Source organism: Mesorhizobium sp. C120A, assembly GCF_030323105.1.
GTDB lineage: Bacteria > Pseudomonadota > Alphaproteobacteria > Rhizobiales > Rhizobiaceae > Mesorhizobium.
The window spans coordinates 501,961-522,884 of sequence record NZ_CP100476.1; the positions used below are offsets into that span (position 1 = coordinate 501,961).

A 20,924-nucleotide genomic window follows, 5' to 3' on the forward strand; every position below is an offset into this window, starting at 1 on the left:
AGCCTGCGCAAGAAGGCCATAAAAAATGAGGCAGACATTCCATTCGGAGAAGAAATGGACTAATTCATCCATCGATCGCTTCAGGTATTGGGAGAAAGAAATGGTCGGCGTTGGTCTTATCGGCACGGGTTTCATGGGCAAATGCCACGCCATTGCGTGGAGCGCCGTCGGCGCCGTCTTTCCCGATGTCGCCAAGCCGAAGCTGGTCCATCTCGGCGAGGTCAACGAGGAGCTGGCCAAGCGCAAGGCCGGTGAGTTCGGCTTCGCCAAGGCGTCGGGCGACTGGCGTGCCGTCGTCAACGACCCCGAGGTCGATATCGTCTCGCTGACCACGCCCAATCAGTTCCATCCGGAGATGGCCATCGCTATTCTCGAAGCCGGCAAGCATCTGTGGTGCGAGAAGCCGATGGCGCCGAGCTTTGCCGAAGCAGCGGCGATGGCGGCCGCGGCGAAGAAGTCCGGCAAGGTCGCAGCCCTTGGCTACAACTACATACAGAGCCCGGCCATCCGCCACATCGGCGCGCTGCTCGAGGAAAAGATCATCGGCGAGGTCAACCATCTGCGCATCGAGATGGACGAGGACTTCATGGCCGACCCCGAAGCGCTGTTCTTCTGGAAGCATGAGGCCGCATCCGGCTATGGCGCGCTCGACGATTTCGCCGTACATCCGCTGTCGCTGGTCTCGACGCTGTTCGGCCGCGTCGCAAAAGTCATCTGTGACATGGCCAAGCCCTACGCCGACCGCAAGCTGGCCGCCGGCGGCCGCCGCGCCGTCGAGACCTACGACATCGCCAGCGTGCTGATGCATCTGGAAAACGGCATTGCCGGCACGCTGCTGGTCAACCGCTCGGCCTGGGGCCGCAAGGGCCGCATCGCCATCCAGATTTTCGGCTCCAAGGGATCGATCCTGTTCGACCAGGAGCGGATGAACGAAATCCAGCTCTACGTCACCGCCGATCGCCCGACCGAACAGGGCTACCGCACCATATTGGTGGCGCCGCACCACAAGCCTTACGACGCCTTCCTCCCGGCGCCGGGCCATGGGCTCGGTTTCAACGACCTCAAGATCATCGAGTGCCACGAATTGCTGACGCGGCTTGCCGGCAAGCCGGCACGGGTCATCGAATTTGCCGAAGGGCTGGAGATCGAGCGCACCGTGCACGCGATGGCGAGGTCGTTCGAGGAAAAGCGCTGGGTGGATGTGCGGTAAACCCGCTCGCTTCAGCCGCCAGCGACAGCGTTCGCCTCCCAGCCACTGACCCAGACCTGCCGCAGGCGATCGCCTTCGCCCTTGAAGCGCAGCCCGGTCGCCCGGCAATCCGCGATGCGGTCGCTGCGGAAATTGCGGATGGCCTGGCGCAATTCGCACCAGGCGACGATGTTGGCGGTTTCTGAATAGTAGATCAGCGCGATCGGACGGATCAGCCGCTCGGAGGCGCGGCCGATTTCGTCGCGATAGGACAGGTCGAGCTTTTCCTCGTCGCGGATGGCGCGGCGCACAAGCGCCAGATCGATGGTGCCGATTGCCGGTGCTGCGAACCCCCAGACATGCAGCGCGTTGGCGTCGAACGCCTGGCGCAACGGCGGCGGCACGGCGCTGGCGATCTTGGCGCTGACGCGCTTGGCCGCCTGCTTGAGTTCGCTGTCTCCCGTGCGCTCCAGCAGGGCGAGCGACAGGACGATCGCTTCCATCTCCTCGATCGAAAACATCAGCGGCGGCAGGTCGAAGCCGGGCCGCAATATGTAGCCGATACCGCGCCCGCCTTCGATCGGCACGCGCATTGCCTGCAGTGCGGCGATGTCGCGATAGATCGAACGCATCGTGACTTCCAGCTGCCCGGCGATCATGGCTGCCGTCACCGGCTGCCGCGCCAGCCGCAGGATCTGGATAATCTCGAACAGCCGCGACGCCTTGCGCATTTCCTCTCCCTGATGAACGCTACTGACACATCCCCGTCAGTTGGGGTGATTTATTGGACTGCCTATCGGGTTGAAAATCAACGAATTCCTCAACGGCACCCCAGCAGGAAGCGACAGGCAACTGACATGAGCTACGCGGAAAATCTCTGGCTGTTCTTTATCCTGCTGTCCGGCATCATCATCGTACCCGGGATGGACATGCTGTTCGTGCTTGCCAATGCGCTCACCGGCGGCCGCGACCGGGGCCTCGCCGCCACCGCCGGCATCATGGTCGGCGGCATCGTGCACACGCTGAACGGCGCCATCGGCGTCGGCCTGCTGATGCATTTCGTACCGATCCTGTACAAGCCGCTGCTGATAGCAGGCGCCGCCTACATGGCCTTCATCGGTATTTCGCTGATGCGCAGTTCCATCACCGTCGGCCATGACGGGCTCGTCGGCAGCCGCACGGCCTGGAAGGCCTTTCGCCAGGGACTGGTGACCTGCCTGATCAACCCGAAGGCCTATCTCTTCATATTTGCCGTCTATCCGCAGTTCCTGAAGCCGGATTACGGCCCGATCTGGATGCAGGCGACGGTCATGGGCCTGCTGACGGTGGCGACTCAGGCCGCGATCTATGGCGGGCTCGCCATCACCGCCGGCCGCAGCCGCAATCTGCTGGTGGCCAACCCGCGGGCGACCGCTTTTGCGGGCCGCGCGGCCGGACTGCTGCTGTTTGCGGTCTCGGTGTTCACGGCTTGGGAGGGGCTGAGGATGGCGTGATCGCGATCAAGCGATGACGCCGCGTTTCTTCGTCTCGGCGCTGCGCTTGCGGATCACTATCCCGGTCTTTGTCGTCGAGGGCGGCAGCAACCGCGTCCCCGAGATCGACGACGTCATGACCGCCTCACGCCTTCGCCCAAGACGACGAGAAGCTCGTCCAATTGCTCGAACGTCTCGCCCATCGCATCCGCCGCCCCGGTACCGGCCGCGTCGAGAGCCTGCTTCGAGGGATAGAGTTCGTGCATGACCAGCAGCGTATTGCCACCCTTTTCCTCGAAGGTCAGCGTGGTGACGGGTCCACCGTCACCACCTTCGTCATTGGTCCAGACAAGGCGTGAGTGCGGTGTCACTTCGATATACCTGCCGAAGAATTCGTGAAGGTCCGAGGCGTCGTGGCCGAACACCAGGCGGTACGTGCCTCCGGTACGAGCATCCATCTCACATGAACGCAGGAACATGCCCATCGACTTCGGCACCCACCACTGCTTGAACAGCTCGGGCTTGGTCCACGCCTCGAACACGATGCGCGCCGGACCGTTGACTGTTCGCGTGACGACCAGCTCGCGCTCGGACTTCCGTTCGACCGTGGTGCGGCTGTTCGTGGGCTCACTCTCGGTTCTTTGGCGCATCGGCTTTCTCCTTCCGTTTCAATTCCTCGACAACCTTGTCCAACTCGTTGAAGCGTGCGTCCCAGAGCAGGCGGTGCCGCTCGATCCAGGCCGCCTCTTCCTCCAGTCCGCGCAGGCCGAGCTTGCAGGTCCGCACGCGGCCAACCTTCTGCGTGGTGACGAGCCCCGCCTGCTCCAGGACGCCGACGTGCTTCTTCATGCCCGTGAGGGTCATGTGGAACTTTCCGGCAAGCTCGGTGATCGAAGCATCTGCGCGTCCGAGCTGCTCCAGAACGCCACGCCGGGTGGCGTCCGAGAGCGCGGCGAACGAGGAGTCCAAGTCGGCATACTGAACCATATGGTTCAGTATCTAGCAGACCGGTGGCCGGGGTGCAAGGGGAGCCGCAGCGTCCTTCCCGCGCATCGCCTCGTATCAGGCGGCGCCCGGCCGGTTCTCCATCATGGCGCGGCGGGCTGAGCGGCGCCATTCTACGGCGCCGGCGAGGCCGTGCAGCACCGTCTCGGTGGTCGCCCAGTCGATGCAGCCATCTGTGATGCTCTGGCCATAGACGAGCGGCTTGCCGGGCACGACATCCTGACGGCCGGCAACGAGATTGCTCTCGATCATGAGGCCGATGATGCGTTCGTCGCCCGCCGCGACCTGACCGGCGACATCCGCCGCCACCTTGGGCTGGTTCTCCGGCTTCTTGGCCGAGTTGGCGTGGCTGACGTCGATCATCAGCCGGGGTGCAACGCCGATGCGGGCGAGTTCGGCCGAGGCTGCCTCGACGCTCGCCGCATCGTAATTCGGCTGAACGCCGCCGCGCAGGATGACGTGGCAGTCCTCATTGCCGGTAGTAGTCGCAATGCCGCTGCGTCCGCCCTTGGTCACCGCCATGAAATGATGCGGCTGGGCGGCGGATTTCACCGCCTCGGCGGCGATCCTGAGATTGCCGTCGGTGCCGTTCTTGAAGCCGACCGGGCAGGACAGGCCGGAAGCCAGTTCGCGGTGGATCTGGCTCTCGGTGGTGCGCGCGCCGATGGCGCCCCAGGCGACGAGATCGGCAATGTATTGCGGCGTCGTCATGTCGAGAAATTCGGTGGCCGAGGGCAGGCCGAGATTGTTGACCGCCGACAGCACGTTGCGCGCCATCCGCAGCCCCTTGTCGATGTTGAAGCTGCCGTCGAGATCGGGATCGTTGATAAGGCCCTTCCAGCCGACGGTCGTGCGCGGCTTTTCGAAATAGACCCGCATGACGATCTCCAACCGGTCGGACAGGGTCTCGCGCAGCGCCACCAGCCGGCTGGCATAGTCAACGGCCGCGACCGGGTCGTGGATCGAACACGGGCCGACGATGACAAGCAGCCGGTCGTCGGTGCCGTTCAAGATGGCATGGGTGGCGTTGCGTGATGCGCTCACGGTGCGCGTTGCCGTCAGCGTGCGCGGGATCTCCCGCATCACCTCGTCCGGCGTACTCAATTCTCGGATTTCCTTGACCCGAAGATCGTCTGTGGTGGTCAACACGGCTTTCTGCTCCTGTTTTTAGGAGACCTGCCGGCTGATACAAAAAAGCCGCCAGGTCTGGCGGCTGTTCGGACTTGTTGCTGCAATCTTCAGATCGAGCGCAATCCTCCCGCCGCCAGCGAGCTGCTAAAGTACCAATACGAGGCGGTCAGGTTGATCATCAGGCGTCATATAGTCGATGCCGAGGCGCTTGTCACGTGGGGTATGCGGAGACAATTCGGGATGGGCCGAATCCTCGCGATTTCGTCATCCCTGGGCGGAGCAGGAGCGAAGCTCCGTCGCGGAGACCCTGGGATCCATTCCGTGACCTGGGCCGTGGAGTGCGGCGGAGCAGAATTCTGGACCGTAGCAGCGCTCTGAAGTCGCGGCATGGATCCTCGGGTCTGCGCTGCGTCGCCACGCTCCTTGCTCCGCCCGTGGATGACGAAGTGCCGGCGGTTCGCCAATCGCCAACACGTATAACGCGGAGCGGCTCATGCGGTCCAGGGATCGAAGAGTTCAAGCCCAAAGCCTTCGAAATGTTTCGTATTGCGCGTTGCCAAGGTGAGCTCGTGCGCAATCGCAGTGGCTGCGATCAGCCCGTCCATCGACGATAGACCACGACCGCGGCGCTTGCCAAAACCCATCAGGTCGCCCCAGGCCAAGGCAACCGCATCGTCCACCGGCAAAACCCGCTGTTCGAAGCGCTGGGGCAGGTCCCGGGCGAGCCATTCGGCCAGCGCCTCGCGTTTGCGGCCCTCATCCATCAGAGAGACGCCGCGCCGGATCTCGGCGATCGACACTACGCTGATGAAGGAGCGGTCCTCATCAAGCTCGTCCAGCCAGCCCAGGACACGTGCGACAGGCGCTGGCCTCGTCACCTCGGACAGGACATTCGTGTCGAGCAGCAGTCTCACCGCGGCAGGTCACGCGGTTCGTCGCGCTGACGTTCAAGGTCGAGATCGGCGCCGCGCAGCGGCGAGTCCAGCAGGAACTCGGCAAGCGTACCCTTGCGTGCGATCTTGCGCTGCCATTCCTCGGCCGAGACGACAACCACGCTTGGTTTGCCGTTCTTGGTGATCGTCTGCGGCGAGGACTGCGCGCGCTCGATGACCTCGGAGAGCCGGGCTTTTGCCCCGGCAACCGTCCAGTTGGTGCCTTTGGATGACGTTAGCATCGCATCCCTCGCGACTATCATGACTATCATGACTATTTGGGAATGGCGATGTTGCTGCAACAGGGTTTGAAGCTACTCCGGCGAGGTCCCCGCGACGTTCTGGTCATAGTCGACCAGCGAGCCGGTCATGACGCCGGATTGCGGGCTGGCCATGTAGCTGATCAGCCGCGCCAGTTGGTCGGGCTTGACCAGTTGGCCCATCGGCTGGCCGGCCTCTGCCTTTGCCAGCCAGTCGTCGGAGGCGCCGTGCCATTTCTTCTGCACGATGTCCTCGCCCTCGGTGTCCATCCAGCCCGGCAGAACGGCGTTGCAGCGGATGCGGTTGGAGCGATAGGCGTTGGCGACGTTCTTGGTCAGTGTCGCCAGTGCACCCTTGCTCGATGAATAGGGCGCCAGGAACGACTGGCCGCAATGCGCCGACATAGACAGCACGTTGACGATCGAGCCCGGCGCCTTCTGGTCCAGGAGATGGGCCACCACGCCCTGCATCAGGAAGAACGGGCCGCGCACGTTGGTCTGGAAAATCTGGTCGAAGGTCTCCTCGGAGGTTTCGACCAGCGACCCGCGCGCGGAGGTGGCTGCGGCGTTGACCAGCGCGTTGATGGTGCCGAAATGCGAGACGGCGGTGGCGACGGCACGCTTGCAGTCGGCCACCTTCGAAACGTCGGCGCTGATGAAGATCGCGTCGACGCCGGCGTTGTTGAAGTGGGCGACCGCCTTGTCGCCCTTCTCCTGCGAACGGCCGATGAGCGCCAGCGCCTTGCAGCCCTCGTCGGCCAGCGCTTCGGCGACGGCAAAGCCGATGCCTTGCGCGCCGCCGGTGACGATAGCGCGCGTGTTCGAATTGCGATCGGCGGATGTGCTCATCGCTCTGCTCCTGTGCCCTGGTTCCGGTTCTTACTTGTCGAGACGGACGGTCTTGCCTGATGTCGCCGACTTCAGCGCGGCATCGGCCAGCTTCAGCGCCACGAGGCCGTCGGCGCCGCTCGGCGATGCCTTCTTGCCCGAGGTTGCAGCAGTGATGAAAGCGGCAATCTCGATGGCGTAGGCGTCGAGATAGCGGGTCATGAAGAAGTCGTGCAGCGGCGGGCGCGTATAGCCCTTCTCATTGGCGACCTCGATCGACACAGGCCGCTGGTTTTCGGCAGCGACCATGCCCTTGGAGCCATGCACCTCGATGCGCTGGTCGTAGCCATAGGTGGCGCGGCGCGAATTGGAGATGACGGCCTGCTTGCCGGACGCGGTTTCGAGGATGACGCTGACCGAATCGAAATCGCCGGCCTCACCGATCTTCTTGTCGACCAGAACCGAGGCATGGGCGCTGACCGCGACCACCTCTTCGCCGAGCAGGAAGCGCGCCATGTCGAAGTCGTGGATGGTCATGTCGCGAAAGATGCCGCCGGAGCGCTTGATATAGTCGATCGGCGGCGCACCGGGATCGCGCGAGGTGATGGTGACCATCTCGACCTTGCCGATCGCGCCGTCGTCGATCGCCTTGCGCACGGCGGCGAAATGCGGATCGAAGCGGCGGTTGAAACCGACCATCAGCGTCGCCTTGGCCTTGTCGACCACGGCCAGGCATTTCTCGACACGCTTGACGTCGAGGTCGATCGGCTTCTCGCAGAAGATCGCCTTGCCGGCCTTGGCGAAACGCTCGATCAGATCGGCATGGGTGTCGGTCGGCGTGCAGATGACCACGGCGTCGATGTCCTTGGCCTTCTCGATCGCGTCGATGGTGCGCACTTCGGCGCCATAGGCGGTTGCCAACTCGGTCGCCGCCTTTTCAAAAGCGTCGGCAACGGCCACCAGTCTGGCCTGCGGGTTGGAGCCGACGGCGCGGGCATGGACCTTGCCGATGCGGCCGGCACCGAGGAGGGCGAAACGAACAGTCATGGGGTATTTCCTCTAGGGGGATGGGTTCGAGAGAGTTGTGTCTCCACCTTCCTTTTGAGAAAGGTGGCAAGATAATTTTTCGAGCACGCCAGAAAACAGGATGACCATCCTGTTCAGGCCGCGAGTTCCGCCTCCCCGGTCTTGGCGCCGGTGATGTAGGAGACGATGTCGTTGCCGTCGGTGTTTTCCTTGCGCAGGTTGGCGACGATGCGGCCGCGCCGGAAGACGACGATGCGGTCGCACAGGTCGAACACCTGGCGCATGTTGTGGCTGATCAGGATCAGCGGCTCGCCATTGTCCTTCAGCGTGCGGATGATGTTCTCGACCTGCGCCGTCTCCTGCACGCCAAGGGCTGCCGTCGGCTCGTCCATGATGATCAGCTTGGAGGCGAAGGTCGCGGTCCGGGCGATCGCAACGCACTGGCGCTGGCCGCCCGACATGTGGCGAATGGTGTTGGACAAATTGGGGATTTTCACTGCCGTGCGGATCAGCGCCGCCTCGGTCGCCTTGCGCATGTATTTGCGGTCGAGGATCGAGAACGGCCCGAGATTGAAAAGCACCTTTTCGCGGCCGAGGAACAGGTTCGACGGCACGTCGAGATCGTCGGCCAGCGCCAGGTTCTGGAACACGGTCTCGATGCCCGCCGTGCGCGCTTCGATCGGCCCGGCAAAATTCACTTCCCTGCCGTCGAACCAGATCTGGCCACTGGTGCGCTGCTCGACGGCGGTGATCTGGCGCACGAAGGTCGATTTGCCGGCGCCATTGTCGCCCATGATGGCGACATGCTCGCCCTTGCGCAGCTCGAAATTCGCGCCTTCCAGCGCGTGCACGCCGCCATAACGCTTGGTCAGGTTTTCGGTCTTCAGGACGATGTCTGTCGTGGAGATATCTGGCATGGTCAAGCCCTCAATGCCCGCATGCGCTGGCGCCATTGGTCGAGAACGACCGCGCCGACGATGATCACGCCCTTGACCATCTCCTGATAGTAGGCGTCGAGGCGCAGGAAGGTGAAGCCGGAAATGATGACGCCGAAGATCAGCGAGCCGATCACGGTGCCGACGATCGAGCCGCGACCGCCCGACAAAGAGACGCCGCCGATGACCGCCATTGCGATGGCGTCTAGCTCGTACATGACGCCCATGCCGGACTGTGCCGTCAGGTTCTTGGAGGAGAGCACGACGGCGGCCAGCGCGGCTAGGATGCCGGCAATGACGTAGACGAGGATCTTGTGGTTGGCGATCTTGATGCCCGACATGCGCGCGGCATCCTCGTTGGAGCCGATGGCATAGCAATGCTTGCCGTAGCGTGTGTAGGTCATGATCAGCTGGAACAGCACCGCCAGCGACAGGAAGATGATGACCGGCATCAGCCCCTTGCCGATACCAGCGAAACTTTCGGTCGGAAACGAGATCGGCTGACCCTTGGACCACCATTTGGCAATGCCGCGCGCGGTCACCATCATGCCGAGCGTGGCAATGAACGGCGGAATGCGCGTGTATGCAATCAAGGAGCCGTTGACGAGACCGGCGAGCAGACCGCAGCCGATGGCGACCAGTACCGGCACGACGACCGGCAGGTCGGTCCAGCCTTGCGCCAGGAACATCGCCTTGGGGTTGGGGTTACCGTTGACCGTCGCCACCTGGGCAAAACTCATGGCGATCATGGCGGTGGCGCCGACGATCGAGCCCGAGGACAAGTCGATGCCGCCGCAAATGATCACCTGCGTGACGCCGATGGCGATGATGCCGACGATCGACACCTGCAGGATGATGATCTGCAGGCGGGCCTCATTGAAGATCCCGGCGACGTTGTCGCGCGTGTTGAACAGGAAGCTGTCGCCAAGAAAGATGCGGCCGATCATTTCGAAGATGACGACCAGAATGACCAGCGCCAGGAAGACGTTGAATTCGGCCGGCCATGTCCGCCTCTTCGCGTCATAGCTGACCCCGCCGACGCCATGAGATGTCTGTGACATGTCTGTCCTCCGTGAGGCGGCATTTGCCCTCCCGCACGTAAGGGCGGTGAGGGAAACGGGAGCGGCGCGATTGATGCGCCGCTCCGTTAGTCGAACGAGTCGCCGGCTCAGTTCTTCTTCAGGAACTTGTCGATGTTGGCTGGCGTCACGAGTTGGAAGGGCACGTAGACCTTGTGCTCGACCTTCTCGCCCTTGGCGAGCTTCAGCGCTGCGTCCAGAGCGCCGGCGCCCTGGCCGGCCGCATCCTGGAACACGGTGGCATCGAGGTCGCCGGCCTGCATGGCGGCAAGCGCGTCCTGCGTGGCGTCGACACCGCCGACGACGACCGTCTTCATGTCGATGTTGGCGGCCTTCATCGCCTGGATGGCGCCGATGGCGCTTTCGTCATTGTTGGCGATGACGCCGTCGAACGGCTTGCCGGTCGACAGCCAGTTGGTCATCAGGTTCTGCGCTTCGTCGCGGTTCCAGTTCGAAGTCTGCTTGTCGATGATCTTGATGAAGCTGCACTCCGGCGTGGCGATCACCTCTTCGATGTCCTTGGTGCGCTGCACGGCGGCCTGGTTGGAAAGCTCGCCCATGATGACATAGACATTGGCCTCCTTCTTGCCGGCCTCGGTGAACAGGCGGCAGACTTCCTTGGTCTCGAGCGTGCCGGAATCGGCCTCGTTCGACGCGACGAAGGCCTGGTTGTCCGGCAGCGTGTCGACATTGACCGGCTGGCGGTTGACATAGACCAACGGGATCTTGGCGGCTGCGGCGGCGTCCGACATCGCCTGCGTGGCCGAGGTATCGACCGGGTTGACGATGATGGCGTCGACGCCCGAGGCGGCGAAGTTCTTGATCTGGTCGAGCTGCTTGGCGACGTCGTTCTGCGCGTCCTCGACCTGCAGTTCCACGCCGCTCATGCCCTTGGCCTGCTCGATCATGCCGTTGCGCAGCACGGTGAGGAAGTTGTCGTCGAACTTGGCCATCGACACGCCGACCTTGGCGGCAAAAGCGGACGAACTCATCAGCGCCGCAAAGGCGACGCCCAAAATCAGTTTCTTCATTGTGTTTCTCCTCCACATTGGTGTCCGGCTGCACCGATCTACCCGGAATCCCCGATAGCCCGAGGAATCTCTCCCTGATGCCTTCCTGTTCCGTATGGCGTTTTGTCCAAGGGATGGAACGCCAGGCTCCCAGTTTGAAACAGATGTTCCGGAACGAAAGAACCAAAATACCAATCTGATGAAATATTTATTCCATTTTTTCGCGAGACGTCAAGAGCGATTCCTAAGTCGGAAAGCGGATTTTCGGTCGCCGCGCCGCAATTTCACGTCGAATCAAGGCCGACAGCGGCCCAGGCCGAGTCTGAAGGCAGAATCTGATAGATTCTATCATCGCCGGAGAGCCCGCGCCGAATGGGTCGGCGCGGCAACGCGTTAGATATTTTCCGGCAGGTAGATGTCGAAGGGCAGGAAGGTCTGGCCCGGCGCGTTGGCGGCGCCGGCCTCGATGGAATGCGCCATCAGGTCGACAAGCTCGCGGCACAAGGCGGCGAGCGGCGTCGAGATCACCATGGTCAGGATGTTGTCGGCGAGTGCCGCGCGCGATTCGGCGTTGATCTCGTTGCAGACGACCACCGGCATGTTTGCGGGCTTCGCTGCGCGGAGCGCCGAGACCGCGCCTTCCATGCCGCCGCCGGCGACATAGCAGCCGGCAAGATCCGGATACCGCACCAGGAGATCGATCATCGCATCGTGGGTGACCTGGTTGGCTTCCAGATTGACCAGCGTTTCCATCACCGTGAAGTCCGGCGCATGTTCGCGGAAGAAGGAGCGAAATCCGATCTCGCGCAGTTCATGACCGTGGAAGCGATGACTGCCGACGAAAAGGGCGACCTTGCCGGGGTTCTTTGCCGCCCTGGCGATCATCCAGGCCGCGGTGCGACCGACCTTGCGATTGTCGAGGCCGACATATCCCTCACGGATGCCAGCGGCAAAGTCGGACAGCAGCGAGAAGACAGGTTGCCCCCTCGCTTTCAGCGACTCCACGACCGCCGTCAGCGTCGGATGGTCCGGACCGACAACGGCGATTGCTCTGGATTTCGCTGCCAGCTTGCGCATCTGGGCGGCGATCTCGTCGGCGGCTAGCGAGTTGGCGAAATCGATGGTGGCGACGCCGCGGAAGCGCTGCGATTGCGAGACCGCCATTTCTAGCTCCCTCGCGAAATCGCCGTAAAAAACATCATTGCCCCGCAGCAGCAGAAAGCCGAGGCGGTATTCCGGCAATTCCTGGCGCATGCGCCGCTTGATCAGCCCGGCGGCGTGGTAGCCGATGCCGGTCGCCGCCTCATAGACGCGGCGCGCGGTTTCCTCGCGCACCGGCAGCCGGTTGTTCAGCACCCTGTCGACAGTGGCGACGCTAACGCCGGAGATGCGCGCCAGATCGGTGATGGTTGGCCGTTTTGCCATGACTGTCCCGCATGAGTGCCTGCAACTGCTTACATCGTTCTGATGGAAAATGATAGAAACTATCTTTGTGATATTGAGACTATCACCGCATGGCGCTATTTTGCGCTCGGACACAAGCGCCTGTAATGGACATATCCGTCCTGACGGATGCTGTGGCCGACGGAGGCAGCCCCTATGGAAGCGACACTATCCACACCACCGTCCCGGCGCGACTACAGCCTGATGGGCCGCGATTCCAAGCTCGCCGTCGAGACCGGGCTGGCGGCGGCCGAGTGGTATCACACCGATATTCCGCGCAAGCAGATGAAGGAGCTGATGCAGCGCTCCGACGGGCCGGCGATCCGCGACACCGCGATCTGGCTGGCCGCGCTGATCCTGAGCGCCGCCGGCGGCGCCTGGTTCTGGGGCAGCTGGTGGTGCGTGCCGTTCTTCTTCGTCTATGGCGTGCTCTACGGCTCCTCCACCGACTCACGTTGGCACGAATGCGGCCATGGCACCGCCTTCCGCACCCAGTGGATGAACGACGCGGTTTACCAGATCGCCTGCTTCATGATCATGCGCAATCCGGTGACCTGGCGCTGGAGCCACACCCGCCACCACACCGACACCATCATCGTCGGCCGCGACCCGGAAATCTCCGTCATGCGGCCGCCGGACCTGTTGCGCGTCGCGCTTGCTTTCGTCGGCGTGATCGACGCCTGGAAGGCGATGTCGGACATGCTGCGCAACGCCGCCGGCAATATCAGCGCGGCGGAAAAGACTTTTATCCCCGAACAGGAGCAGCCTAAAGCCATTCGCATCGCCCGAATCTGGACGGCGATCTATGCCGTCACCATCGCGATCGCACTGTATTTCGGTTCATGGCTGCCGCTGATGCTGGTCGGGCTGCCCCGGCTCTACGGCGCCTGGCACCATGTCATGGTCGGCCTGCTGCAGCATGGCGGGCTGGCGGAAAATGTCGTCGACCACCGGCTGAACAGCCGCACCGTCTACATGAACCCGGTCAGCCGCTTCATCTACTGGAACATGAACTATCACGTCGAACACCACATGTTCCCGATGGTGCCCTATCATGCGCTGCCGAAACTGCATGCGCTGATCAAGCACGATCTGCCGGCGCCGACGCCGTCGATCCTGGCCGGCTACCGCGAGATGATCCCGGCCTTTTTGCGCCAGCTGCGCAACGAGGACTATTTCCTCAAGCGCGAACTGCCGCCGACGGCGCGGCCCTATCGCGAGGAATTCCACAACGACGCCGTCGCCGCCGCGGCGGAATGACGATCCTGTTAGACTGTTTGTTTTGACGCAATTCCGGACGGAAAACCGCTACGCACTTTTCCTGGAATTGCTTTGGGAGAGAAAAAATGAGCGACTGGGTCGAGGCCTGCGCCGCCGGCGACATCGATGAAGAGGATGTGATGCGCTTCGATCATGGCGGCCGCACCTTCGCCATCTATCGCAGCCCGGATGATGACTATTTCGCCACCGATGGGCTTTGCACGCACGAGAAGGTGCATCTGGCCGACGGGCTGGTGATGGACGACATCATCGAATGCCCCAAGCACAATGGCCGCTTCAATTACAAGACGGGCGCCGCACGCGGCGCACCGGTCTGCGTCAACCTCGCGACCTATCCGGTGAAGGTCGAGGCCGGCAAAGTGCTGATCCGGATCGGTTGATGGCGATGCAAGCGGGGATGGTCATCATCGGCGCCGGCGAATGCGGCGGGCGGGCAGCGCTGACACTGCGCGAACTGGGCTATGACGGGCCGGTGACGCTGGTGGGTGACGAACCCCATCTGCCCTATGAGCGGCCGCCCCTGTCCAAGGACGCAATGACGAGCGACGCGGCCGAGATCAAGACGATCGCCAGCGACGAAATTCTGGCCGAGAAATCGATCCGGCATATCCATTCCGTTCAAGCGGTGGCGATCGACCGCCCGGCGCATATGGTGCGGCTGTCGGACGGTTCGGCCCTGGCCTACGACAAGCTGCTGCTGGCGACCGGCTCGACACCGCGCAAGCTGCCGATGCCGGGATTGGGGTCGCGCTGCGTCTACCTCCGCACCTTTGCCGACGCGCTGGCCATTCGCGCCCACCTCAGCCCGGCAAACCGCATCGCCATCATTGGTGGTGGCTTTATCGGCCTGGAGCTCGCCGCTTCGGCGCGCAAGCTCGGGGCCAGCGTCACGGTCATTGAGGCGCAGCCGCGCATCCTCATGCGCGGGGTGCCGGCGGAGATCGCTGAAATCATCCATCAGGCGCATGAGGCCGAAGGCGTGACCGTGCTCACCGGTCAGGGCATCGCTGATATCGCCGACGACGGCGCTGAGGTGCACATCATGCTCGCCGATGGGCAGGACATCGTCGCCGATCTCGCCGTCATCGGCATCGGCGCCGTGCCGGTGACCGGGCTTGCCGCGGAAGCGGGCCTGACCGTCGATAACGGCATCGCCGTCAATGGCGAACTCCAAACAATCGATCCCGACATCTTCGCCGCCGGCGATTGCTGCTCGTTTCCGCTCGCTGTCTATGCTGGCCGGCGGGTGCGGCTGGAAGCCTGGCGCAATGCGCAGGAACAGGGTGCGCTGGCCGCGAAGAACATGCTGGGCGCCCGCGAAGCGCATGCCGCGGTGCCATGGTTCTGGTCGGATCAGTATGGTTTGTCGCTGCAGATCGCCGGCCTTTCGGACGAGGGCAAAAGCACGGTCCGCCGCGATCTCGGCGACGGTGCTTTTATTCTGTTTCATCTGGCCGAGGATGGCAGGCTGGTGGCGGCGAGCGGCCTCGGTACGGGCAATGCCGTGGCGCGCGACATCAGGCTGGCCGAGATGCTGATCGCGAAACGGGCACAGCCGGCGCCGGAGGCGTTGGGGTCGCCGGATGTGAAGCTGAAGTCGTTGCTGGCAGCGTAAGTTTTACCCTTCCCCTTGTGGGGAGGGTCGCTGCGAAGCAGCGGGGCGGGGGTGCGGCACCGGCCCCCACCCGGACCTGCGGTCCGACCTCCCCACAAAGGGGAGGTAGACGGCTGAGCTAAGCCCGCTAAAACAGCGCCTTCAGCTCGTCCAGCTTGTCGTTGACCAGCCAGCCGTAATAATTCTCTTCCGGCAGTTTGACCGCCTCACCCGCCGCGCGGCGCTTGTCGTTCTCGGCCTTCAGCGCATAGGCGCGCTGCTCGGGATTGCCGACATTGTAGAGCGTGGCGGTCAGCCCCGGATTGCCTGAGATGTCGAAGCCGGCAATGTTTTTGTAGGCGTCGATCGACTTCCTGATCGTCGCTGCGACGTAGGGCAATGTCAGATCCGGATCCATGATGGTCTTGTAGACCCCATTGGGATCGCCGACATCGAGTTCGGGCAGCCCCGACACCTTGTGCACGAGATCGCTCATCTGCAGCGCGGTCAGCGGGTTGAGCTGGCCGAGGCCAAAGGTCTGGCCGGCATAATAGGGCTGGAAGAAGGTGGCGCCGAAGCGGTCGTTGGGAAAGCTGGTGCCGCCGACGGTCTTGCCGCGGAAGGAGCGGTTCCACACCTGCTCGCGGCATTCCCACAGGTCGTAGCTGTCCGACATTGTGCACTTCTTGAATTCCGGCCGCTGCACGAAATCGGTGATGTCCTCGCCGTCATAGGCGAAGGACAGCTTGCTGGAGAGGTAGGAGATCGCCTTGACGTAGTAGGTCTGCAGCCGGTCGTAGGCATCGACATTGTAGGTGTGCTCGCCGACGATGGCGCCGACGATGTGCAAAGAATTGATGCCGTAGGCAGCGGCGGCCTTCCTGATCTTGGCGCGCAGTTCGGCGTCGTTCTGAAGCAAGGCGTAGACCTTGCGGTATTTGGCCTGGAAGGTGGTGTTGGTGGCCTGGGTGCGGCGGCTGGAGGCGCCCGGTATGTCAGGTTGCACGGCATTGCGGTTGCCCGCCGGCACCAGTGTCGCCGCGTCGGCCGCGAACAGCGTCGCCGCCAGCGTCAAGCCGAGAATGACAAGGATCAGTTTTTTCATGCGCCGCCGCCCAAGCAATTCCAGGAAAAGTGTGAAACGGTTCTCCGTCCGGAATTGCGTCTAGAGAATTGCCGCGCAAACTAGGGAGTGCTCCCGGTTGAGTCGAGAGCGCCCTTGCACCCGGCAAGACGAAAGGTGGCCCGATGATACCATCCGGCCACACATCAAGCTGTTAGCCGGATTGTTGCCTAAGCATCGGCCCAAAGATCGAAACCGATTTTTGGAAAGTCCGATGCATCGATTCAATACTGCTAGAGCGACCTTTGCGTGTCCAAAGGACGCGCGGCGCCCTAATACCGGCGCCGGATGAACCGGCGCCCTCGTTTAAAGGATGAATCGCGACAAATCTGTGTTTCGCGAGAGGTCGCCGACATGCTTTTCCACATAGGCGGCATCGATGGCGACGCTGGTGCCGTTGCGGTCCGGCGCGTCGTAGGAGATCTCGTCCAGCACACGCTCCATCACCGTCTGCAGGCGTCTCGCGCCGATGTTCTCGACACTGGCGTTGAGGTCGACGGCAATGCCGGCCAGCGAATCGATGGCGTCGTCGGTGAAGGTGAGATCGACGCCTTCGGTCTTCATCAGTGCGATATACTGCTTGATCAGGCTCGCCTCGGTCTCGGTGAGGATGCGAATGAAATCGTCCTTCTCCAGCGCCCGCAACTCGACACGGATCGGCAGGCGGCCCTGCAATTCCGGCAACAGGTCGGAGGGCTTCGAGACATGGAATGCGCCCGAGGCGATGAACAGGATGTGGTCGGTCTTCAACGGTCCATATTTGGTCGCCACCGTCGTGCCTTCGATCAGCGGCAGCAGGTCGCGCTGCACGCCTTCGCGTGAAACGCCGGCGCCCATGCCACCTTCGCGCGAGGCGATCTTGTCGATCTCGTCGAGGAAGACGATGCCGTCATTTTCGGTCGCGTCGAGCGCCCGGCGCACCACCTCGTCCTGGTCGAGCAGCTTGTCGGACTCGTCGTTGACCAGCAGCGCGTAGGATTCCTTGACCGTCGTCTTGCGCGCCTTGGTCTTCTTGCCACCCATCGCCTTCGACAGCATGTCGTTGATGTTGAGCACGCCGATATTAGCGCCCGGCATGCCGGGGATCTCGAAGCCGGGCATGCCGCCGGTGCCGGTGTCGGCAACCTCGATCTCGATCTCCTTGTCGTCGAGCTCGCCGTCGCGCAGCTTCTTGCGGAAGGAATCGCGGGTCGCCGGGCTCGCCGTCTTGCCGACCAGGGCTTCCAGCACGCGCTCCTCGGCATTGAGGTGCGCGCGCGCCTTCACGTCCTCGCGCATCTTCTCGCGCACCAGGCCGATGGCGATCTCGACCAGGTCGCGGATGATCTGCTCGACATCGCGGCCGACATAGCCGACTTCGGTGAACTTGGTGGCCTCGACCTTGACGAAAGGCGCACCGGCGAGTCGCGCCAGGCGGCGCGAGATCTCGGTCTTGCCGACGCCGGTCGGGCCGATCATCAGGATGTTCTTCGGCATCACCTCTTCGCGCATCTGGCCTTCCAGCTGCTGGCGGCGCCAGCGGTTGCGCAAGGCAATGGCCACGGCGCGCTTGGCGTCCTTCTGGCCGATGATGAAGCGGTCGAGTTCCGAAACGATTTCACGGGGAGAGAAGGTGGTCATATCACTAGATTCCACTTTGCCACTGCTTGATGGACTCGAACGGATGCAGCAGCATGATCACGTTGAGCGTCAGATTGTCCCGGATGAGGTAGCCGACACCCAGTTCGAAGATGAGGGCGAGGCCGACGATGCTCCATATAGGTAGCTTTCGCGCCATCACAAATCCCAGCACCATGGCCAGCGTGTCGGACACCGAATTGATGATCGAGTCGCCATAGTAATCCAGCGAGATGGTGCCGGCGCGGTAGCGCTCGATGATGAACGGGCTGTTTTCCAGGAGTTCCCAGCCGCCCTCGATGACGACGGCGAATGCCAGGCGCAGACCGATTGGCGAGCGCGGGAACAGGAACCAGGCCAAGGCGTAGAACAGGAAGCCGTGGATGATGTGCGAGAACGTGTACCAGTCGGAAATATGCTGGGAATTCTCCGAACTGTTCACCACACCGTGCCAGAGTTTGACGTAACCGCAGGTGCAGATCGGCGTGCGGCCCATGCCGTAAAGCGCGCCGGCCTGGAAGATGAGCAGAGCGAGCACGAGCAGAAGCCCCATCCGCCAGCTGTCTTCGTAGGCCGAGTAATTTTTGGCAGTGCCCGGTGTCGCCATCAACTCATTCCCCTTCTTCCGCGTCGCTCTCTTCGGCATCGACGGCCATCAGCACGACGTCCCAATATCTAGAGTGTCTGCGATCGATAGCCCTGAAGCCCGCTTTTTCATAGGCGCGGATGGCGCGGCCATTGTCGGGATGCGGATCGATGATGACGCGTGGCGCGCCTTCCTCGAACAGTTGCTCGACGAATTGCCTGACGATCGCCGAGCCATGACCTCTGCCGACCAGGTCCGGCACGCCGATCGACAGGTCGATGCCGAGCGTGCCAAACGGCTGGTCGGCATAGGGATGGCCGTCTTCCAGATGCGGATCGTAGCTCTGCAGATAGGCAATCGGCCTGCCGTCGAGCTCGACGATCAGCGGCTCTACAGAAATAGAGTCAATGTGCTCCCGGATTTCGGCGATTTCCGTCTCCGGATCGTCCCACCATTCGGCGACATGCGGCTCGGCCAGCCAGCCGGCGATCATCGGCAGGTCTTTTTCGGTAACCGGTCGAAAATCATAGAGCACCGGCGGGTTAGCCGGCATCGAGCGTTTCGACAACAAAGTTGTTGTTGGTATAGACGCAAATGTCGGAGGCGATCTGCATCGCCTTGCGGGCGATCTCCTCGGCATCCTTGTCGCTGTCCATCAGCGCGCGGGCAGCGGCCAGCGCATAGTTGCCGCCGGAACCGATGGCCATGACGCCGAATTCGGGCTCCAGCACGTCGCCGGTGCCGGTGAGCGCCAGCGAAACCGACTTGTCGGCCACCAGCATCATCGCTTCCAGCCGGCGCAGATAACGGTCGGTGCGCCAGTCCTTGGCGAGCTCGACGCAGGCGCGCGTCAACTGGTCGGGATATTGTTCGAGCTTGGCTTCCAGCCGCTCCAGAAGGGTGAAAGCATCCGCCGTGGCGCCGGCGAAACCCGCAATGACATTGCCGCCTTTGCCGATGCGGCGCACCTTTTTGGCGTTGCCTTTCATGATGGTCTGGCCAAGGCTGACCTGGCCGTCGCCGGCGATCACCACCTTGTTGCCCTTGCGCACCGTCACGATGGTCGTGGCGTGCATACTCAGTTCATTCGACATTTTTAGCTCCGATTCGCGCGATCCCGATAAGGCGATTGGCGCGCGGTACGAGTGATTTCGATCGGCCATATGTATGCATGGGGCGGGTGATTGCAAACGGCGTCCGCCATGGCCGGTGGCTGTCCGCATCGCAACTGGCAATCGCCGGATCATGCTGCTAGAAGGCTTTCGTTTTCAAGCAAATGACAGCTTGGAACCCCGTCTTGAGTTTCGAACCCCTCAGCCAAGGACAAGGTCATGGCGTCCCGTTCCGCCGAAGTCAGCCGCAAGACCAAGGAAACCGAGATCAGCGTCTCGGTCCATGTCGACGGCACCGGAAAATCCGACATGTCGAGCGGCGTCGGCTTCTTCGACCACATGCTGGACCAGCTGTCCCGCCACTCGCTGATCGACATCACGGTGAAGGCCAAGGGCGACCTGCACATTGACGACCACCACACGGTCGAGGACACCGGCATTGCGATCGGCCAGGCGCTGGCCAAGGCGCTGGGCGAGCGGCGCGGCATCATGCGCTACGCCTCTGTCGACCTTGCCATGGACGAGACGCTGACGCGGGCCGCGATCGACGTGTCGGGCCGTCCGTTCCTGGTCTGGAATGTCGCCTTCTCGTCGCCCAAGATCGGCACGTTCGACACCGAACTGGTGCGTGAATTCTTCCAGGCGCTGGCGCAGAATGCCGGTATCACGCTGCATGTCACCAATCATTATGGCGCCAACAATCACCATATTGCCGAGACCTGCTTCAAGGCGGTGGCGCGCGCGCTGCGTTTCGCACTGGAGCGCGACCCGCGCCAGCCGGAAGCGGTTCCCTCCACCAAGGGATCTCTGAAAGGGTAGGCTGATGGCCATCTATGTCGTGATGGAACCGCCAGGCCGCACCGAGGCGTCCGACGCAACCGTTTTGGTCCGCGACGGTTTTTCCTGGCTGGCTTTCCTGGTGGCGCCGCTGTGGCTCGCCTGGCACAGGCTGTGGATCGAGGCGGCGCTCGCCTTCGTCGCCATGGGGCTCATCTCGGTGCTCGGCCAATGGCTGGGACTGGACTGGGCCGGCTCCGCACTGTCTTTACTGGTCTCGCTCTATATCGGGCTGGAAGGCCAAGGGCTGCGGATCGCAGCGCTGCGCCGCCGCGGCTGGCATGAATGGGGCGTCGTCGAAGCCGACAATCCTGACGATGCCGACATCCGCCAGACACTGGACGCCCAGGCGCTTGCCGACGAGCCGGCGCCGCTGCCGCGCATCGTGCCGGACGCCAGCCTGGCCCGGCCGACGCAGACCGGGCTGACGCTGGGCCTGAGCCATACGCCGGGAAAAGCCTGAG

General features: G+C 62.9%; 24 protein-coding genes. 7 read left to right on the forward strand and 17 right to left on the reverse strand.

The window, feature by feature from the left end; all coding sequences use genetic code 11:
- The first annotated feature begins 100 nt into the window (after positions 1 to 100).
- Positions 101 to 1,210: a Gfo/Idh/MocA family protein gene (locus tag NL532_RS02380; RefSeq protein WP_023827372.1), complete on the forward strand. Its 1,110-nt coding sequence runs from the start codon at positions 101 to 103 to the stop codon at positions 1,208 to 1,210.
- Between the two features lie 11 nt (positions 1,211 to 1,221).
- Here NL532_RS02380 and NL532_RS02385 read toward each other — a convergent pair whose 3' ends face one another.
- Entirely contained in the window at positions 1,222 to 1,920 is a 699-nt protein-coding gene (locus NL532_RS02385; RefSeq protein ID WP_023672341.1) for a helix-turn-helix transcriptional regulator, read from the reverse strand.
- 126 nt (positions 1,921 to 2,046) lie between these two features.
- Here NL532_RS02385 and NL532_RS02390 point away from each other — a divergent pair, with 126 nt between their 5' ends.
- On the forward strand, positions 2,047 to 2,682 hold the full coding sequence (locus NL532_RS02390) for a LysE family translocator (RefSeq protein WP_023732715.1): 636 nt from the start codon (positions 2,047 to 2,049) through the stop codon (positions 2,680 to 2,682).
- A gap of 113 nt (positions 2,683 to 2,795) precedes the next feature.
- On the opposite strand, the gene NL532_RS02395 is transcribed toward NL532_RS02390, so the two are convergent.
- The 11 genes from NL532_RS02395 to NL532_RS02445 all read right to left on the reverse strand — a co-directional run bounded on the left by NL532_RS02395 (position 2,796) and on the right by NL532_RS02445 (position 12,292).
- Entirely contained in the window at positions 2,796 to 3,311 is a 516-nt protein-coding gene (locus NL532_RS02395; RefSeq protein WP_023805772.1) for an SRPBCC domain-containing protein, read from the reverse strand.
- Entirely contained in the window at positions 3,289 to 3,648 is a 360-nt protein-coding gene (locus tag NL532_RS02400) for an ArsR/SmtB family transcription factor (RefSeq protein WP_023687408.1), read from the reverse strand. The genes NL532_RS02395 and NL532_RS02400 overlap by 23 nt, the downstream gene beginning before the upstream one ends.
- 75 nt (positions 3,649 to 3,723) lie before the next feature.
- On the reverse strand, positions 3,724 to 4,815 hold the full coding sequence (locus NL532_RS02405; protein ID WP_023732717.1) for a 3-deoxy-7-phosphoheptulonate synthase: 1,092 nt from the start codon (positions 4,813 to 4,815) through the stop codon (positions 3,724 to 3,726).
- Between the two features lie 473 nt (positions 4,816 to 5,288).
- Positions 5,289 to 5,711, reverse strand: coding sequence for a type II toxin-antitoxin system VapC family toxin (locus tag NL532_RS02410; protein ID WP_023805773.1), 423 nt, complete (start codon positions 5,709 to 5,711; stop codon positions 5,289 to 5,291).
- The gene (locus tag NL532_RS02415) at positions 5,708 to 5,971 is read right to left on the reverse strand and encodes a type II toxin-antitoxin system Phd/YefM family antitoxin (protein WP_023702090.1); all 264 of its coding nucleotides are present in this window, start codon (positions 5,969 to 5,971) and stop codon (positions 5,708 to 5,710) included. The genes NL532_RS02410 and NL532_RS02415 overlap by 4 nt, the downstream gene beginning before the upstream one ends.
- 72 nt (positions 5,972 to 6,043) lie before the next feature.
- A complete protein-coding gene (locus tag NL532_RS02420) occupies positions 6,044 to 6,838 on the reverse strand; it encodes an SDR family oxidoreductase (RefSeq protein WP_023805774.1) in 795 nt (264 codons plus the stop codon).
- A 30-nt stretch (positions 6,839 to 6,868) separates the two neighbouring features.
- Positions 6,869 to 7,864, reverse strand: coding sequence for an inositol 2-dehydrogenase (gene iolG / locus NL532_RS02425; protein ID WP_023805775.1), 996 nt, complete (start codon positions 7,862 to 7,864; stop codon positions 6,869 to 6,871).
- A gap of 113 nt (positions 7,865 to 7,977) precedes the next feature.
- Positions 7,978 to 8,760, reverse strand: a complete 783-nt coding sequence (locus NL532_RS02430) for an ATP-binding cassette domain-containing protein (RefSeq protein ID WP_027049093.1) — start codon at positions 8,758 to 8,760, stop codon at positions 7,978 to 7,980.
- Between the two features lie 2 nt (positions 8,761 to 8,762).
- Positions 8,763 to 9,839 carry an ABC transporter permease gene (locus NL532_RS02435; protein WP_023710443.1) on the reverse strand — a complete coding sequence of 359 codons (1,077 nt, stop codon included), beginning with the start codon at positions 9,837 to 9,839 and terminating at the stop codon, positions 8,763 to 8,765.
- Positions 9,840 to 9,946: 107 nt separating this feature from the next.
- Positions 9,947 to 10,888, reverse strand: a complete 942-nt coding sequence (locus tag NL532_RS02440; RefSeq protein WP_023684065.1) for a sugar ABC transporter substrate-binding protein — start codon at positions 10,886 to 10,888, stop codon at positions 9,947 to 9,949.
- 372 nt (positions 10,889 to 11,260) lie between these two features.
- Positions 11,261 to 12,292, reverse strand: coding sequence for a LacI family DNA-binding transcriptional regulator (locus NL532_RS02445; protein ID WP_023828813.1), 1,032 nt, complete (start codon positions 12,290 to 12,292; stop codon positions 11,261 to 11,263).
- 174 nt (positions 12,293 to 12,466) lie between these two features.
- Between NL532_RS02445 and NL532_RS02450 the strand changes: the two genes are divergently transcribed.
- The 3 genes from NL532_RS02450 (at position 12,467) to NL532_RS02460 (ending at position 15,206) form a co-directional block, all read left to right on the forward strand.
- Positions 12,467 to 13,570 carry a fatty acid desaturase family protein gene (locus NL532_RS02450; protein WP_023828814.1) on the forward strand — a complete coding sequence of 368 codons (1,104 nt, stop codon included), beginning with the start codon at positions 12,467 to 12,469 and terminating at the stop codon, positions 13,568 to 13,570.
- A gap of 86 nt (positions 13,571 to 13,656) precedes the next feature.
- Positions 13,657 to 13,971, forward strand: coding sequence for a MocE family 2Fe-2S type ferredoxin (locus NL532_RS02455; protein WP_023828815.1), 315 nt, complete (start codon positions 13,657 to 13,659; stop codon positions 13,969 to 13,971).
- The gene (locus tag NL532_RS02460) at positions 13,971 to 15,206 is read left to right on the forward strand and encodes an NAD(P)/FAD-dependent oxidoreductase (protein WP_031202940.1); all 1,236 of its coding nucleotides are present in this window, start codon (positions 13,971 to 13,973) and stop codon (positions 15,204 to 15,206) included. Before NL532_RS02455 ends, NL532_RS02460 begins: the two co-directional genes overlap by 1 nt.
- Positions 15,207 to 15,333: 127 nt before the next feature.
- On the opposite strand, the gene NL532_RS02465 is transcribed toward NL532_RS02460, so the two are convergent.
- The 5 genes from NL532_RS02465 to hslV form a co-directional block, all read right to left on the reverse strand.
- The gene (locus tag NL532_RS02465; protein ID WP_023828816.1) at positions 15,334 to 16,290 is read right to left on the reverse strand and encodes a DUF1402 family protein; all 957 of its coding nucleotides are present in this window, start codon (positions 16,288 to 16,290) and stop codon (positions 15,334 to 15,336) included.
- A 324-nt stretch (positions 16,291 to 16,614) separates the two neighbouring features.
- Positions 16,615 to 17,928, reverse strand: coding sequence for an ATP-dependent protease ATPase subunit HslU (hslU, locus tag NL532_RS02470; RefSeq protein ID WP_023672325.1), 1,314 nt, complete (start codon positions 17,926 to 17,928; stop codon positions 16,615 to 16,617).
- A 4-nt stretch (positions 17,929 to 17,932) separates the two neighbouring features.
- Positions 17,933 to 18,532 (reverse strand): DUF2585 domain-containing protein, encoded by a 600-nt coding sequence (locus NL532_RS02475; protein ID WP_023695986.1) that lies wholly within the window; start codon positions 18,530 to 18,532, stop codon positions 17,933 to 17,935.
- Between the two features lie 4 nt (positions 18,533 to 18,536).
- On the reverse strand, positions 18,537 to 19,064 hold the full coding sequence (locus tag NL532_RS02480) for a GNAT family N-acetyltransferase (protein ID WP_023828817.1): 528 nt from the start codon (positions 19,062 to 19,064) through the stop codon (positions 18,537 to 18,539).
- Positions 19,054 to 19,605, reverse strand: a complete 552-nt coding sequence (gene hslV / locus NL532_RS02485; protein WP_023672322.1) for an ATP-dependent protease subunit HslV — start codon at positions 19,603 to 19,605, stop codon at positions 19,054 to 19,056. The genes NL532_RS02480 and hslV overlap by 11 nt, the downstream gene beginning before the upstream one ends.
- A 237-nt stretch (positions 19,606 to 19,842) precedes the next feature.
- On the opposite strand from hslV, the gene hisB reads away from it, so the two are divergent.
- A complete protein-coding gene (gene hisB, locus NL532_RS02490; protein ID WP_023672321.1) occupies positions 19,843 to 20,442 on the forward strand; it encodes an imidazoleglycerol-phosphate dehydratase HisB in 600 nt (199 codons plus the stop codon).
- A gap of 4 nt (positions 20,443 to 20,446) precedes the next feature.
- A complete protein-coding gene (locus tag NL532_RS02495; protein ID WP_023828818.1) occupies positions 20,447 to 20,923 on the forward strand; it encodes a DUF2628 domain-containing protein in 477 nt (158 codons plus the stop codon).
- Position 20,924 lies beyond the last annotated feature (1 nt).